This window comes from Halorussus sp. AFM4 (genome assembly GCF_051194995.1).
Lineage (GTDB): Archaea > Halobacteriota > Halobacteria > Halobacteriales > Haladaptataceae > Halorussus.
In genome coordinates this window covers 1,339,056-1,352,774 of sequence record NZ_JBNTJT010000001.1, presented here as the reverse complement: position 1 = coordinate 1,352,774, position 13,719 = coordinate 1,339,056, and the positions used below count along the sequence as shown (strand labels likewise).

General features: G+C 70.3%; 17 protein-coding genes. 7 read left to right on the top strand and 10 right to left on the bottom strand.

Annotated elements, in window-relative coordinates:
* The first annotated feature begins 246 nt into the window (after positions 1-246).
* The 5 genes from ACQUQF_RS07015 (at position 247) to ACQUQF_RS06995 (ending at position 3,477) form a co-directional block, all read left to right on the top strand.
* Positions 247-2,364 (top strand): bacterio-opsin activator domain-containing protein, encoded by a 2,118-nt coding sequence (locus tag ACQUQF_RS07015; RefSeq protein WP_435177139.1) that lies wholly within the window; start codon positions 247-249, stop codon positions 2,362-2,364.
* Between the two features lie 194 nt (positions 2,365-2,558).
* Positions 2,559-2,858, top strand: a complete 300-nt coding sequence (locus ACQUQF_RS07010) for a HalOD1 output domain-containing protein (protein ID WP_435177137.1) — start codon at positions 2,559-2,561, stop codon at positions 2,856-2,858.
* Positions 2,851-3,054 carry a DUF7576 family protein gene (locus ACQUQF_RS07005; protein ID WP_435177135.1) on the top strand — a complete coding sequence of 68 codons (204 nt, stop codon included), beginning with the start codon at positions 2,851-2,853 and terminating at the stop codon, positions 3,052-3,054. The genes ACQUQF_RS07010 and ACQUQF_RS07005 overlap by 8 nt, the downstream gene beginning before the upstream one ends.
* 74 nt (positions 3,055-3,128) lie before the next feature.
* Positions 3,129-3,284: a hypothetical protein gene (locus ACQUQF_RS07000; protein WP_435177133.1), complete on the top strand. Its 156-nt coding sequence runs from the start codon at positions 3,129-3,131 to the stop codon at positions 3,282-3,284.
* A 46-nt stretch (positions 3,285-3,330) separates the two neighbouring features.
* A complete protein-coding gene (locus tag ACQUQF_RS06995) occupies positions 3,331-3,477 on the top strand; it encodes a hypothetical protein (protein WP_435177131.1) in 147 nt (48 codons plus the stop codon).
* A 101-nt stretch (positions 3,478-3,578) separates the two neighbouring features.
* On the opposite strand, the gene ACQUQF_RS06990 is transcribed toward ACQUQF_RS06995, so the two are convergent.
* Together ACQUQF_RS06990 and ACQUQF_RS06985 are read right to left on the bottom strand one after the other, a co-directional pair.
* Positions 3,579-4,148 (bottom strand): DUF7344 domain-containing protein, encoded by a 570-nt coding sequence (locus tag ACQUQF_RS06990; RefSeq protein WP_435177130.1) that lies wholly within the window; start codon positions 4,146-4,148, stop codon positions 3,579-3,581.
* 86 nt (positions 4,149-4,234) lie between these two features.
* Positions 4,235-4,966 (bottom strand): helix-turn-helix domain-containing protein, encoded by a 732-nt coding sequence (locus tag ACQUQF_RS06985; RefSeq protein ID WP_435177128.1) that lies wholly within the window; start codon positions 4,964-4,966, stop codon positions 4,235-4,237.
* A gap of 218 nt (positions 4,967-5,184) precedes the next feature.
* Between ACQUQF_RS06985 and ACQUQF_RS06980 the strand changes: the two genes are divergently transcribed.
* Positions 5,185-5,943, top strand: a complete 759-nt coding sequence (locus ACQUQF_RS06980) for an SAM-dependent methyltransferase (RefSeq protein ID WP_435177126.1) — start codon at positions 5,185-5,187, stop codon at positions 5,941-5,943.
* 83 nt (positions 5,944-6,026) lie between these two features.
* On the opposite strand, the gene ACQUQF_RS06975 is transcribed toward ACQUQF_RS06980, so the two are convergent.
* From ACQUQF_RS06975 to ACQUQF_RS06950, 6 genes are all read right to left on the bottom strand, one after another.
* A complete protein-coding gene (locus ACQUQF_RS06975) occupies positions 6,027-6,236 on the bottom strand; it encodes a hypothetical protein (protein ID WP_435177124.1) in 210 nt (69 codons plus the stop codon).
* A gap of 89 nt (positions 6,237-6,325) precedes the next feature.
* Entirely contained in the window at positions 6,326-6,532 is a 207-nt protein-coding gene (locus ACQUQF_RS06970; RefSeq protein WP_435177122.1) for a hypothetical protein, read from the bottom strand.
* Between the two features lie 58 nt (positions 6,533-6,590).
* Entirely contained in the window at positions 6,591-7,355 is a 765-nt protein-coding gene (locus ACQUQF_RS06965) for a DUF7537 family lipoprotein (protein WP_435177121.1), read from the bottom strand.
* Between the two features lie 123 nt (positions 7,356-7,478).
* On the bottom strand, positions 7,479-8,222 hold the full coding sequence (locus ACQUQF_RS06960; RefSeq protein ID WP_435177119.1) for a queuosine precursor transporter: 744 nt from the start codon (positions 8,220-8,222) through the stop codon (positions 7,479-7,481).
* A complete protein-coding gene (locus tag ACQUQF_RS06955; RefSeq protein WP_435177117.1) occupies positions 8,215-8,388 on the bottom strand; it encodes a ribbon-helix-helix domain-containing protein in 174 nt (57 codons plus the stop codon). Before ACQUQF_RS06955 ends, ACQUQF_RS06960 begins: the two co-directional genes overlap by 8 nt.
* Before the next feature lie 292 nt (positions 8,389-8,680).
* The gene (locus tag ACQUQF_RS06950) at positions 8,681-10,948 is read right to left on the bottom strand and encodes a twin-arginine translocase subunit TatC (RefSeq protein WP_435177115.1); all 2,268 of its coding nucleotides are present in this window, start codon (positions 10,946-10,948) and stop codon (positions 8,681-8,683) included.
* 93 nt (positions 10,949-11,041) lie between these two features.
* Here ACQUQF_RS06950 and tatC point away from each other — a divergent pair, with 93 nt between their 5' ends.
* Positions 11,042-11,872, top strand: coding sequence for a twin-arginine translocase subunit TatC (gene tatC, locus ACQUQF_RS06945; protein ID WP_435177113.1), 831 nt, complete (start codon positions 11,042-11,044; stop codon positions 11,870-11,872).
* Between the two features lie 337 nt (positions 11,873-12,209).
* Here the strand turns inward: tatC and larE are convergent, their stop codons facing one another.
* Together larE and ACQUQF_RS06935 are read right to left on the bottom strand one after the other, a co-directional pair.
* Positions 12,210-13,130, bottom strand: a complete 921-nt coding sequence (gene larE / locus ACQUQF_RS06940; protein ID WP_435177111.1) for an ATP-dependent sacrificial sulfur transferase LarE — start codon at positions 13,128-13,130, stop codon at positions 12,210-12,212.
* Between the two features lie 111 nt (positions 13,131-13,241).
* Entirely contained in the window at positions 13,242-13,697 is a 456-nt protein-coding gene (locus tag ACQUQF_RS06935) for a DoxX family protein (RefSeq protein WP_435177109.1), read from the bottom strand.
* Positions 13,698-13,719: the final 22 nt, after the last annotated feature.

The following is a 13,719-nucleotide window of genomic DNA, read 5'->3' as shown; positions in this document are numbered from 1 at the left end:
GTACGAACCCCCGGCATAAAAAAGACCCGTTCGGGCGCGTGCGCGTGGGGAGAGAAACAGCCAGCGAGCGCGCAGGTCGCTCGAACGCCGCCGTCGTTCTCCCCCTGCGATGGCGGCGACCGCACCGGGCCCGGCGACGGGCGAGCCCGACCGCCCGTCGCCCGACGGCGGCGGTCGCAGTCGGGGTCGCCGGCCACATCCTTTTTCTCCCGACGGAACGTACGCAAATAACAACGCGACGATACGATGGACCGGACAACGCGCTCACCCGCTCCCCCGGCGACGGCGCAGCTGCGAGCACTCGCGAACGCCACCTCCGACGGCATCCTCACCATCGACGCCGCGAGCACCGTCCGCTTCGCGAACCCCGCGGTCGAACGCATCCTCGGCTACTCGCCCGACGAGCTCGAGGGCGAACCCCTGTCGACGGTCATGTCGCCGGGGCTCGCCGACCGACACCGCGACGGGCTCGCCGACTACCTGGAGACCGGCGAGCGGAACCTCGACTGGACGGACGTCCGACTGCCGGGCAAGCGCAAGGACGGCTCGGAGGTGCCGCTGAGCATCTCGTTCACCGAGTTCACCGCCGACGGCGAGCGGTTCTTCACCGGTATCCTCCGGGACGTCTCCGACCGGGAGCGCCAGGAGCGACGGCTCTCCGAGCTCCACCGGTTCGCCCAGTCGCTCACCGCGGTCGAGACCGCCGACGGCGTCTGCCACCTCGCGATGGCGACCGCGAACAACGTGCTCCCGAACCTCCACACGACGGCGTACCTCTACGACGCCGACGCGGGGCGTCTCTCGCCCGTCTCCCACACGCCGGACGTGCCCCAGATAGCGTCGGACACCGGTGCGCTGTTCGGGGGCGACCAGTCCGTCCTGTGGGACGTCTACCAGTCCCAGGAGCGCCTCGCCTGCGCGGACACCCGGACCGACGAGGCGGTGGCGGACGCGGAGACGCCGCTGCGGAGCCTGATCGCCGTTCCGATCGGGCCGTACGGCGTGGTCGCGAGCGGGGCGACGACGCCCGACGCCTTCGACCGGGACGACGTGCGCGTCCTGTCGCTGCTCGCGGCCGACGTCGAGACCGCGCTCGACCGGGTCGAGCGGGAGGCGGACCTCCGGGACCGCGCCGCCGAACTGGAGGACCACGTCGCCACCCTGGAGCGGTTGAACCGCGTCAACGACGTGATCCGGGACCTGACCACGGCGCTGGTCCGGGCCGAGTCGCGCGAGGAGCTCGAACAGGCCGTCTGCACCGAGCTGGTGAACGTCGATCCCTACCGGTTCGCGTGGATCGGCACGCCCGCGGCGACCGGCGGCGAGCTCCGGCCCCGGGCGTCGGCGGGCGTCGAGCGCGGCTACCTCGACGCCGTCGCGACCGCGGGGGCCGACGGGCCGGCCGGGAGCGGCCCGCCGGGCCGGGCCGCGGCCACCCGCGAGCTCCAGGTCCACAACGACCTCGCGACGAACCCGCCGTTCGAGCCCTGGCGCAAGGAGGCCCTCCAGCGGGGCTACCGCGCCTGCATCTCGGTGCCGCTCGTCTACAGGGACCTGCTGTACGGCGTGCTGACCCTGTACGCCGGGGAGGCGAACGCGTTCGACGACCTGGAGGTCGACGTGCTCGACGAGCTCGGCCAGATGGTCGCGTACGCCACGAACGCCGTCGAGCGCAGCGCGGCGCTGGCCAGCGACTCGACCGTCGAGCTCAGGTTCGAGATCGCGGACCCCGACCTCGTCGTGGCCGAGTTCGCGCGCGAGACCGAGAGCAGCGTGCGGCTCGAGTCGCTGGTCGAGCGCGACGACGGGTCGCTCCGCGCGTTCTTCGTCGTCGACGGCGCGTCGGTCAGCGAGGTCGCCGAGTTCGCGGCGCGCTCGGCCGCCGTCTCCGACCCGACCCACGTCTCGGAGACCGACGAGGGCCACCTGTTCGAGGCCACGGTCGGGACCGAGACCTTCCTCGCGAGGCTGCTCGACTACGGGGCGTACCCGACCGAGCTGACGGCGACGCCGACCGGCGCGTCGCTCACGGTCGAACTGCCCCAGGGCGGCGACACCCAGCCGTTCCTGCGGATGATGCTGGACACCCACGACGGCGTCGAGCTGGTCGCGCGCCGCGAGCTCGACCGCCCCATCCAGTCCGACGCCGAGTTCCGCGCCCACTACGCCGACCGGCTGACCGACCGGGAGGAGGAGGTGCTGCGGACGGCCTTCTACGCGGGCTTCTTCGAGTCGCCCCGGCGGAGCTCGGGGAGCGAGGTGGCCGAGCTGCTCGACGTCTCCCAGCCGACCGTGAACCGCCACCTCCGGAGCGGGGAGCGCAAGCTCCTCGAGATGGTGTTCGAGAACCGGGACGGCGAGTGAGCACGCGGAGTCCGGCGGAGCGGTCCTCGCGGGACCGAACGACCGCGGGATCCCGTCGTAAGCCCGGTGCTTCCCGCCGCGAACGGCCGCTCCGCCACGGGCGTGAATAGCTATGCGGGCCGCGGGAGCGACGACGCATACAGAAACAGGACAGGGCTATGGTGCGGACGCCCCTCCGATAGGATAGAGACACCATGCCCGAACACATCCTCGACACCCCCGTCGACTCGGTCACCCAGGACGTCGTCACCGCCGTCGCCGACGCGACCGACCGCGACCCCCAGGCGCTGCCGCCGCTCTACGACGCGGTCGACCCCGACGCCCTGGAGGCGCTCGTGAACCGCCCGCCCCACGTCGGCCGCGGCTCGACCGGCGTCGAGGTGGCGTTCGAGTTCGCCGACTGCGTCGTGACCGTCTCGTCCACCGGTGACGTCGACGTCTCCGCCACGCCGGCCGCCGACGCCGCCGCGCCGCGGCTGACGGCGAATGACTGACGACTCCCTCGCCGACGCGTCCCTCCGCGAGACCCCCGACGCCGACCCCGTCCGGGTATGCGCCACCTGCGACGCCGTCGTGGCGGACTCGGAGTGGCACCCCACGACGACGCGGGTCACCGAGAGCGGAGAGGTGGTCATCTACCTCTTCTGCACCGAGGCGTGCAAGACCGAGTGGCAGGCGGCGCGCGACTGACGACTCCCGACCAGCCACTCCCGACCCAACGAACGACCCCGACTCCCGACCCATCGAACGACCCCCGACCCAGCATGACCGAACCAACCCCGAAGAAGTACGCGACCCCCGACCCCCGCTACCGCCTCGTCGAATACGAAGACTCGTACGGCACCGTGGCCGTCATCCAGGACACGGAGAACGACGAGGCGTGGATACAGGCCGCGACCACCGTCGACGTCGAACCGTAACGCGACGAGCGACCAACTGCCGACCGCGCTCCCCATCTCCCCTCCCATGACCGAATCCAGATTCGACACTGCTTCCGAACGCACCGGCTACAGCGACTACGACCCCCAGCACGGCCCCGTCTACGTCATCGAGGCCGACGGCGACGACGGCGAGTGGATCCAGTCGTCCGACCCCGTCGACGTCGAACCCTGACCCGCCCGGCGATCTCGACCGCCCGATGGCGGGCCGAGGCGGTTCCGCCGGACCGACGCCATCCGTTCGACCCCCGACCGACCTGATTCGTTCTGTACCCGCTACCCGTCGCCGATGCGCAGCAGCTGCAGGGCCTGCCGCACGTGATAGTCCGTCTCGTCGTCGGCCGTCGCCTCCAGCGCACGGTGGAGGTGTGCTACTGCCGACTCCTTCCGCCCCTCGTCGTTCGTGCCGTGGACTCCCCGTCTCTCGCCGTCCCCGGCCGCCGGTGAGCCGCCGTCCTCACCCCGCTCCCGGCGCGTCGATCCCCCGCGTTCCTCGTCCGCGGCGTCGAGGAGCGGTCGCAGGTCGGCCGCCGCCGGGCCGAGTTCGACCAGGTTCGCGCGGCGGTCCAGGACGACCGCACCGACCTCGACGAGCTTCGGGAGGTGGTTGTGGTAGAGCTGGACGTAGATCCGGTCGCGCGCGTCCGGAACGTCCTCCGGGTCGGCGCCCCGCTCGCGCCGGACCAGCTCGTCGGTCAGGTCCGCGACCGCCATCGGCGTCTCGCACTCGCGGAGACACCGCAGCGCGAGCCGCCGCTGTCGGCTGGCGAGTGCGTCGAGAAGCTCGGAGACCTGCTCGCTGTCGTTCGTTCCGACCGCGTCGTCCGCCGCGCTACAGTCGCCCATCTGTCTGTACGTTGGGCTATCGCGACTATAGGCCCGCCCCTTCAGAGGCCGAGGTGTTTAAACCCTGACGGCGCCGGCGACGCGGGCTACGCGCTCCGGCCGCCCGTCTCGCCCGGGCCGCGCGTCGCGGAGTGACCGATGCGCAGCGTGTCGGTCAGGAGGTTGGCCTGCCCGCGGCGCAGCCGCTCGGACGCCGACCGGGTCGAGATGCCGAGCCGGTCGGCCACGTCGCCGAGCTTGCACTCCCGGGGGATCTCGAAGTACCCCATCTCGTGGGCCGCGAGCAGCGCCTCGCGCTGCTTCTCCGAGACGTTGTACTGGCCGACCTTCGGGGCCTCCAGCGGGTAGAGCCGGAGCAGGTCGAAGCCGATGTCCTCGGCGTCGCAGTACGCCTGGAGGTCGGTGAACCGGTCGCGGGACTCCAGTCGGAGCTTGAGCTGCCACTCCCCGGTCGCGCCGCTGGCGTCCGCCTCCAGGATCGGGATTTCGTTGCGCCGCAGCCACGCCCGCAGGCCGCGGTCGGCGTCGGCCCACTCGACGTCGTACAGCGACCCCGAGTCGAACGAGGCGGTCCGCTCGCACCCCGCGACCGTCGGGTCGTCGGCCACCGCGTCCTCGAACGCGGCGAGGTCGCCGTCGGTGACCCAGAGGTACGGCAGCTGGTCCTCCCAGCTCGGCACCAGCTGGTCGCCCTCGACCACGACGTCGGGGGCGTCCGCCAGCGTCGCGGCGAGGCCGATGGCCGGCGCGGGCACCTCGATCTCGGCTACCAGTCGTTGCACCGTCTCGTCGTCCGGTGAGGAGTCGTTGGCTGTCATCGTCCACTTCGGCGGTGTTCTCGCGTACCGACGCTGCGGCGTCCAGTCGGTCGGCGACCGTCGCCGAGTCCACCCCGCAACCCGGTATCTGTCGATGTCGACTGTAACCGTTCGTCCCTCTTCTCGATAGCGATTTCGGGTCGGATCGGCCGTCGAACGCCCGACGCGGTCGACGACCGGGCAACGTATTAACCGCGCGGGACTACGTCGCGGTAGTGATGTCGGGGAAGGACCACTACTACAACAAGTCGAAACAGGAGGGCTACCGCTCGCGGGCCGCCTACAAGCTCAAGCAGCTCGACCGCGAGGAGGACCTCCTCCACGAGGGCAAGACCGTCGTGGACCTCGGGGCCGCGCCCGGCGGGTGGCTCCAGGTCGCCGCCGAGGAGGTCGGTGAGTCGGGCACCGTCGTCGGCGTCGACCTCCAGCGCATCGACTCCGTCGACGGCGTCGAGACGATCCGGGGCGACATGACCGAGGAGTCCACGAAGGAGGAGGTCCGGGAGGTCGCCGGCGGCGCGGTCGACGTCGTGCTCTCGGACATGGCGCCGAACATGACCGGCGAGTACAGCGTCGACCACGCCCGGTCGGTCCACCTCGCGCGCCAGGCGTTCGAGACCGCGCTCGACGTGCTCGACACCGGCGGCGACTTCGCGGTGAAGGTGTTCGAGGGGCAGGACCTCGAGGACTTCCGCGAGGACCTCGAGGCGGAGTTCCAGTACGTCCGGACGCTCCGGCCCGACGCCTCCCGGGACTCCTCCTCGGAGGTGTATCTGGTCGCGAAGGGCCGGACGACCGCGCCGGTCGCGGCGGGCGACGTCGTCGAGGTCGAGATCGTCGACGAGGGGTCGGAGGGCGACGGCGTCGCGAAGGTCGAGAACTTCACGCTGTTCGTCCCCGGCGCGGAGGCGGGCGAGACGGTCGAGGTCGAGGTCACCGAGGTCAAGCCCCGGTTCGGGTTCGCCGAGCGGGTCTGAGCCGGCCGCGGGCGGTGGGCTCCCGGGCCGGTCGCGTTCGAGCCGGTCGCGGACGAGTCCGCTCCTGCAGTCGGTCGCCCCGCCTACCGCGAGATCCAGCAGTACGTCTGGACGGCGCCGAACACCAGCGCCAGCACGCCGTTCTCTATCAGCAGGAACAGCCGGGCCTGTCCCGGGTCGATCTGCCGGACCACCAGCAGCAGGACGCCGAACAGCGTCGCCAGCACGAGGTTGTACTTCGCCAGCGCCGACCAGCACGACTCGTCGAGCTCGATGAGACCGTCGGTGCCCATGCCGACGCATCGACGCGCAGGCGGAAAAACCGGATGGACGGGGAGAACGGTCGGACCACAGAACTGTCGGGGTCGTTCGCGGCCGGCGCTCAGAGCCGCGCGCCGACGCCGGCCCACCGGACCAGGCCCCGGAAGAGGACGACCACCCCGACGAGGAACGCGGTCAGCGCGGCGAGCATCGCCGTCGGTTCGAGCGCCGGGCCGCCGAGGAACGGACCGCGGACCAGCATCCAGGCGCCGAGCGCCGTCACGGCGAGCCCGAAGAGCGCGGTCACCCCGCCGAGTAGTTTTCGCATATCCGTCTGATTCACTTTAGCGGAGCGAGGAAAGGTTTTTGGCCGGAAAGCCAACCACTCAACCGCTCGTCTGGTTCTTCGCCTCGTCGAGCCACGCGGGCTCGTCGACCGTCGTCTCGCCCACGTCCGAGACGTTCAGCGAGTAGTTCGTCCGGACCTGCTGCCCGTTGCGCCGGCTGGTCGCCTCGACGGTCACCGAGCGGACGACGCCGTGCTCGTCGACGAGCATGGTCGCCTCGTAGTCGGTGACGTTCGCCGCCGGGGTCGCGGTGGCGTTGCTCCCGTCGGCCCGGAGCACGATCAGCTGGGTGCCGTCGACCGTCCGGACGCCGGTCGGCGTGAAGTTGGCGACGCCGCCGAACTGGCCGAGGTAGCCCGCGCCGGAGTACGACGACGGGATGAGCCGGGCCGATCCGGGCGTTCGGTTGGTCGCCCGGTAAGCGGCCTCGCCGCTCCCCGCGGCGATCCGGGTGTACTGCCGGTCGGGGGTCAGGTACACCGACACCTGCTGGCCCATCGCGGTCCCGTTCACCAGCACGTTGTCGCGGTCCGCGCCGACCTTCGCGTCGAGCGCGACCGACCGGTTACCCGACGACGCGTTCATGGTCGAGCTGACCGAGAGCGAGAGGCTCCGGTTCTGGAGGTACGACTCGTGGGCGTCGGCGAGCGCCGAGACGTTCGTCCCGTTCGCCGAGACGCCCGCGGGGTAGCTGACGTCGTCGAGGGTCTGTCCGCCCGCGCCGCCGTCCGTGAGCGCGCCGGAGCAGCCGGCGAGGGCGACGAGGCAACTGACTGCGAGCAACTGGAGGGCTCTGCGTCGCATGTACGCCACGGTGCCATGGCGGCCGGAAAGGTGTATCGGTGTCGGTCTCGCGTGTCCGTGTTTCGGTAGATCAACGCCCGAGAAATCGCGGTGCGACGTCGGTGCCCGTGCTCGGCGTCCCTCTCAGTCGGCGGTCCGGGCCGCGGGCGCCGCGGCCGACCCCCGCGACCGGAGGTAGCCGACGACGGCGTAGACGAACGGCGTGTCGGCCACCGCGATGAGGAGCTTCAGCAGGTACTGGCCGAGCGCGAGGCCGAGCAGCGCGTTCAGCGCCATCGGACTGCCGCCCCGGAGTGCGGGCATCAGGGCGAACCCGACGCCGACGAAGATGACGGTGTCGAGGAGCTGGCTGCTCGCGGTCGAGCCGACGTTCCGGAGCCAGAGCCGGTCGCCGCCGGTGCGCTCGCGGATGGCGTGGAACACCCGGACGTCCCAGTGCTGGCTCACGATGTAGGCCAGCGCGCTGGCGACCACGATGTTGAGGCTCGCGCCCAGCACCGCCTCGAACGTCGCGGGGTCGACCGAACTGAACGGCGCGGCGGGCGCGGCGATGGTCGAGTACACCAGCGCCAGCATCACGAAGTTCATCGCGAACCCGACGTTGACCACCTTGTGGGCCTCCTCGGGGCCGTACAGCTCGGAGTAGCAGTCCGAGGCGAAGAACGTCACGGCGTAGGCCAGCGCCGCGCCGGGCATCGCCAGCATCGCCCCGGTGAACGGGAGCTCGACGGGGATGGCAAAGCCCAGCAGCTTCGAGGCGGTGAGCTGGGCGGTCACCAGCGCGGTGACGAACAGCGCGACCAGCGCGATGCGACCGGTGGGCAACGGGGTGGTGTCCCGGTACCCCGCTGGCGCTCGGTCAGTCATCCTCGAGCCTCCCGTGGCGCTCGTCGATCTCGTCGAGCTGGTCGAGCATCTTCCGGAGCGACGCCCGGACCGCCTCGCTGCGGTTCACGAACTTGCCGTCGTCGCCGACGTGCTCGTCGACGTCCGCGAGGAGCTCGTCGGGCACCTCCACGCTTATCTTGCTCATACCCTGGTATTATCGCTCGGTGTTTTTAACTGTTCGATGTCGCTACGGATGTGACCACGAACGTAGGAGGAAGTTTGTCACGAACTAATTCCGAGCCGCGTCTGGGAGGCCGCTAGCTACTGCCGTCACCAATGAGTTACCGCAACCGCACAGCACCGCCCTCACACCTCCCCAGCCTCCTCGCTCGCTATGCTCGCTCGTCCCTCGCACGCTCGGCGTGGCCCTCGTGGCCACACCGGCGCGCCAACCTCGGTGTCGAAACACTCCCGAAAACAACCGAGCCAGAACCGCCCTACCGCCGGCCGCCGAGCGTCACGACCCAGAGGCCGGCGATGCCGACCAGGTAGGCCAGCGAGATGGGGATGGCCAGCAGGAACATCGTGTAGAGGCTGTCGGGCGTCACCAGCCCGGCGACCGCGAACACCGCGATGGTGACCTCGCGCCAGCGGTCCTTCATCGCCTCGAACGAGACGATGCCGCCGCGCTCGAACAGCCACATGGTCAGCGGGATGTCGGCCAGCAGGCCGATGCCCGCCGTGGTGAAGAACACGAGCCAGAAGAAGTTGCTGACCCGGTAGGAGATGATCATGTCGGCCCGGACCGCGTCGGCGACCAGCCACGAGATGACGCTGGGCGCGACCACGGCGTAGCCCAGCGCGCTCCCGCCGATCAGCCCGAGCGCGATGACGCCGGTCCAGAGCGCGAACACCCGGCGGTCGCCCGACGCGATGCCCCGCTCCTTCATGGCGGGCCACGACCAGTAGAGCAGCAGCGGCAGCACCGCCACGGCCGCCAGCAGGGTCGAGATCTTGACCTCGAACACCAGCACCTCGACCGGGTGGAGCGGCACGATGTTGAGCACCGTCTCGCCCGACCCCATCTCGGGCCGGACCTCGGCGGGGAGCCGCGAGAGGAAGTCCTCCCGGATGGCGCCGATGCCGCCCCGGTAGAGGAAGGCGAACACCGACGCGAGCACGGCCATGAACACCGCGACGAGGTACATCATCTTCGAGGTGAGGCTCTCGACGATGAACCGGATGTCGTAGTACCAGCCGCCGATGTCGTCCTCGGTGGTCTCCTCCTCGGTGAAGGCGTTGGCCATGCCCGCGGCCGTGCTCTCGAAGACGTTGCCCGACTCCGCGGGCTCGGTCTCGAGCACCTCCTCGTCGGTCCCGGCGTCAGCGCTCGCGTCGGTCGCCTCCGCGCCGGCCGCGGCCTCGGCCGCCGCCTCCTCGTCAGCCCCCTCGTCGGCCTCGTCCTCGGGGCTGAGCTCGTCGTAGCGGTCGAGGATGGCCTGGGCCTTCTCGGGGTCGTCGTCGTCCATCGCCTCGCGGGCGTAGCCGACCGCCTCCTCCTCGCTCATCTCGACGAAGATCTCGGGCGGGGCCGCCCGGACCGCGCCGGCGTCGAGGTTCTCGAGGTCGATGCTGCCCGGCGCGCCCGCGGAGGGCGCGGTCGGGGACGCCCCGGCGGCCATCGCGGCGCTCGCGGCCTCGTCGAGCGCCCCGGTCAGGTAGTAGAGGAACGCCGCGACGGCCGCGACCAGCGCGACCGCCCCGGACACCACCAGCACCGCGTCGGCCCGCGGGAGGCCCAGCGCCTCGCCGACCGTCGGGAGCGCGTACTTCGTCGGCAGTTCGGCGTTCACGGTCTCGATCCCCACCCGCGTGAGGAACAGCCGGACCACCAGGAACGCCAGCGCGGCGACGCCGAGTATCTGGATGCCGTTGTCCCAGACCACGTCGGCGAAGCTGAGCCGCTCGCTGCCCCGCTGCAGCGTCACGACTATCTTCGTCAGGTAGAGGCTGAACCCGTACAGCAGGATGAGCGGGGTCGCCCACATGATCTGGGTGAACGGGTCGGGCGGCGACGCGACGGCTCCGAACACGAAGATGCCGAGGATGGCGTAGCGCCACTTGTCGCGGAACGTCTCGTAGGGGACGATGCCGGTGTAGGCGAGCCCGCTCATCGCCAGCGGGAGCTCGGCGGCCAGCCCGAACGACAGCGAGAGGAACGCGATGAACTCGGTCCACTTCACGATGGAGTACCGCGGGTTGAACCCGGCGTTGATGGCGTTCCGGGCGAGGAACTCGAACATCACCGGGAAGAAGACGCCGTAGCCGTACAGCATGCCGCCTGCGAACAGCGCGAGCGCCAGCAGCGCGATGACCGCGATCTTCCACCGGGAGACGCGGCCGCTGGGGTACCACGACCGCTGCCGCAGCGAGTCCCGGGAGTAGTACAGCAGCACCGGGAGCGCGACGACGATGCCGGCGACCGCGCCGATCTTCGCCTGCAGCAGGATGACGTCGAACGGCGTCACCGCGATGATGACGACGTTCTCGGCGATCTCCGGCGCCATCTGGGCCTTAGTCACGTTCTTGAGGAACGGCCAGCCGGCGGCGCGGAGCGCGTAGAAGGAGACGACGAAGCCGACGAGGAAGACCACGAACACCTTCTGGAGGTGGGCCTGCGCCGTCGAGAGCATCGCTCCGACGGTCTCGCGACCGCTGTTGACGGCGCGGGCGGTGTCCTCGTCGACGATACTGCTCCCGGACATCTTTTGAAAGTGGTAGCCGTCTCGCAGTTATCAATCTTCCCGTCCCTCCGAGAGAAGAAAGCCTATAACGACAGGAGCGTTTAGACCGACTGAATGGCTGACGAATCGGAGGCGACGGCCAGCAATTTCTCCCCCGCCGACGACGCCGGGACGCGGGAGGCGGAAACGCTGAACAATCCGGCAGCGACGCCGGACGAGCCGCTGGAAGACGAGGAGATGCCGCTGGCCGACCACATCGAGGAGATGGTCAAGCGGCTGGCGGTCGTCATCGCCGTCGCGGGGCTGGTCACCGCCGTCGCCCTCCCGTCGGCCGAGCACGTCATCAACATCCTCTGGTACAACATCATCCCGCTCGAACAGCTCGGCGAGCAGGCCCGGCCGAAGCTCTACCACCCGCTGGCGCTGGTGCTGACCGAGCTCAAGGTCGCCAGCCTGGCCGGGGTCATCGTCGCGCTGCCCGTCTTCGTCTACGAGACCTACCTCTTCATGCGGCCCGGGCTCTACCCCCACGAGCGCCGGTACTACCTGGCGGCGGTGCCGACGAGCCTGGTGCTGGCGGTCGTGGGCGTGAGCTTCGCGTTCTTCCTCGTGCTGCCCGCGGTGTTCCAGTACTTCATCAGCTACACCGAGGGCGTCGCCATCGTGGCGTTCGGGCTGAGCAAGACGTTCAACCTCATCCTGATGCTGATGGGCTACCTGGCGGTCGTGTTCCAGATCCCGCTGTTCATCATGCTCGCCATCATGATGGGCCTGACCACCCGCCGGTGGCTCGCCGACCGCCGCCTGCTGTTCTGGGGCGCCTTCCTCGGCGTCTCGTTCCTCTTCACGCCCGACCCGACCGGGATGGCGCCCATCCTGGTCACGCTGACGATGATCGGCCTCTTCGAGGGGACGCTCGCGCTGCTGAAGTGGACCGGCAACTGACCGTTTCGCCGCCCGCTCGCGCTTCGCCGCCGCTCCAACGACACGTTTCCGCGGCGTAACCGGCATATAACTAAGGGGTAGGGATGCCTACGAACTGGTAGCGTTCGCGCCTGCCACATAGCTCGCGTGCCAGCAGCTACGAACCGCAGTTCGCGTGCCAGCAAACTGCCACCCTGGGTGCGAACGCCCATGCCACTTTCTGAGACCCCGACCGGCGAGTGACGACGCCGCGTCTCCCGGGAACTACCGCAGACCGTTCATCTACCAGACCTATCGCGGACTCCGCGCCGGAGGCTCCCGAAGAGGGTCCCGCTCGTTCAGCAGTCCGCAGAAGGGCCTACTCGGCGGACGGGTACTCCGCGGCGAAGACGTCCTCGACGAGCGGTTCGTCCGCCGCCTCCTCGTCCCGGGTCGCGTCGCCGTTCGCTCCCGCCTCGTCCTCGTCGGCGGCGTCGCCGGGGCTGACGCTGCCGGTCCGGTAGCCGTGGAGGTCGAGGGTCACGTGGTCGAAGCCGACGTCGGTCAGGTGCTCGCGGGCGGCCGCCGCGAAGTCGGGGTCGAGCGCCACGTCGAGCTCGTCCTCGCCGACCTCGATGCGGGCGAGGCCGTCGTGGTCCCGGACGCGGAACTGGGAGAACCCCCACTGGCGGAGCAGGTTCTCGGCCTTCTCGACCCGCGAGAGCTTCTCCTCGGTGACTTCGAGCCCCGTCGGGATCCGCGAGGAGAGGCAGGCCATCGAGGGCTTGTCGGCGACGGTCAGCTCGCGGTCGTCGGCGATGGCCCGGACCTCCTCCTTGGTGACGTCGTGGACCAGCAGCGGCGAGTAGGCGTCGAGTTCGTCGACCGCCTGGAGGCCGGGCCGGTGGCCGCCGTCGGCGTCGCTGGCGTTCGTACCGTCGCAGACCACCGAGATGCCGAGCTCCTCGGCGGCCTCGAACATCTTGCCGAGCCGCATCGTCCGGCAGTGGTAGCACCGGTCGTCGCCGTTGGCGACGAAGTCGGGGTCGTCGAGCTCCGAGAACTCCACGATCTCGTGGCGGATGCCGATCTCGTCGGCGACGCGCCTGGCGTCGTCGAGTTCGGCCTCGGGCAGCGTCTCGCTCTTGGCGGTGCAGGCGACTGCGTCCTCGCCCAGCGCCTCGTGGGCCAGCGCCGCGACGACGCTCGAGTCCACGCCGCCCGAGAACGCGACCAGCACGCCGTCGCGCTCGGCGAGGTCGTCCCGGAGCGCCCGCGTCTTCTCCTCGATGGAAGCCATGTCCCGACGGTTGGGTGTACCGGGACAAAAGCGCGTTGACACCGGCGGCTCGTTCTGGGACGAAGCCCGGACTCGCGTTTGACTCCGCCCGAGTACCGCGACTCCGCCCGGTCACCCGCGGACCGCACCCGGCACCGGCTCGCGGCCGAGCACCGCGCGGTCGACCGAGAGCCCGCCCGAGCCGAGCAGCACCAGCGCGAGCGCGACGAGGAACAGCGTCAGCGTGAACTCGTAGCCGCCGTCCGAGGCGGCGAACCCGTTGGGCAGGTGGACCAGCAGGGTCGCCGCCAGCATATCGGCGGCGACGAGCGCGGCGGCGTACCGGGTCAGGAAGCCGACGAGGACGAACAGCCCGCCGACCGTCTCGACCAGCGCCACGCCGAGCGCGGCCAGCGTCGGCAGCGGCACGCCGAGGCCGCCGACGAACCCGGCGAACTGGTCGAGCCCCGTCGCGGAGGGCCCCACGCCGAACAGCTTGCCGACGCCGTGGACGGCCATGACGAGTCCGACCGCGAGCCGGACGAGCGCGATGCCCCAGTCCGTGGTCGTCGTGCTCCGAGCAGCCATATCGACCGAGTACACCTTAGAT

Coding starts and splice junctions, on each gene's coding strand:
- ACQUQF_RS06995 (WP_435177131.1), top strand. CDS start 3,331: ATGACCGAATCCAGATTCGACACTGCTTCCGAACGCACCGGCTACAGC.
- ACQUQF_RS06970 (WP_435177122.1), bottom strand. CDS start 6,532: ATGCGAAAACTACTCGGCGGGGTGACCGCGCTCTTCGGGCTCGCCGTG.
- ACQUQF_RS07000 (WP_435177133.1), top strand. CDS start 3,129: ATGACCGAACCAACCCCGAAGAAGTACGCGACCCCCGACCCCCGCTAC.
- ACQUQF_RS06960 (WP_435177119.1), bottom strand. CDS start 8,222: ATGACTGACCGAGCGCCAGCGGGGTACCGGGACACCACCCCGTTGCCC.
- larE (WP_435177111.1), bottom strand. CDS start 13,130: ATGGCTTCCATCGAGGAGAAGACGCGGGCGCTCCGGGACGACCTCGCC.
- ACQUQF_RS06965 (WP_435177121.1), bottom strand. CDS start 7,355: ATGCGACGCAGAGCCCTCCAGTTGCTCGCAGTCAGTTGCCTCGTCGCC.
- ACQUQF_RS07010 (WP_435177137.1), top strand. CDS start 2,559: ATGCCCGAACACATCCTCGACACCCCCGTCGACTCGGTCACCCAGGAC.
- ACQUQF_RS06935 (WP_435177109.1), bottom strand. CDS start 13,697: ATGGCTGCTCGGAGCACGACGACCACGGACTGGGGCATCGCGCTCGTC.
- ACQUQF_RS06955 (WP_435177117.1), bottom strand. CDS start 8,388: ATGAGCAAGATAAGCGTGGAGGTGCCCGACGAGCTCCTCGCGGACGTC.
- ACQUQF_RS07005 (WP_435177135.1), top strand. CDS start 2,851: ATGACTGACGACTCCCTCGCCGACGCGTCCCTCCGCGAGACCCCCGAC.
- ACQUQF_RS06950 (WP_435177115.1), bottom strand. CDS start 10,948: ATGTCCGGGAGCAGTATCGTCGACGAGGACACCGCCCGCGCCGTCAAC.
- ACQUQF_RS06980 (WP_435177126.1), top strand. CDS start 5,185: ATGTCGGGGAAGGACCACTACTACAACAAGTCGAAACAGGAGGGCTAC.
- ACQUQF_RS06990 (WP_435177130.1), bottom strand. CDS start 4,148: ATGGGCGACTGTAGCGCGGCGGACGACGCGGTCGGAACGAACGACAGC.
- tatC (WP_435177113.1), top strand. CDS start 11,042: ATGGCTGACGAATCGGAGGCGACGGCCAGCAATTTCTCCCCCGCCGAC.
- ACQUQF_RS06975 (WP_435177124.1), bottom strand. CDS start 6,236: ATGGGCACCGACGGTCTCATCGAGCTCGACGAGTCGTGCTGGTCGGCG.
- ACQUQF_RS06985 (WP_435177128.1), bottom strand. CDS start 4,966: ATGACAGCCAACGACTCCTCACCGGACGACGAGACGGTGCAACGACTG.
- ACQUQF_RS07015 (WP_435177139.1), top strand. CDS start 247: ATGGACCGGACAACGCGCTCACCCGCTCCCCCGGCGACGGCGCAGCTG.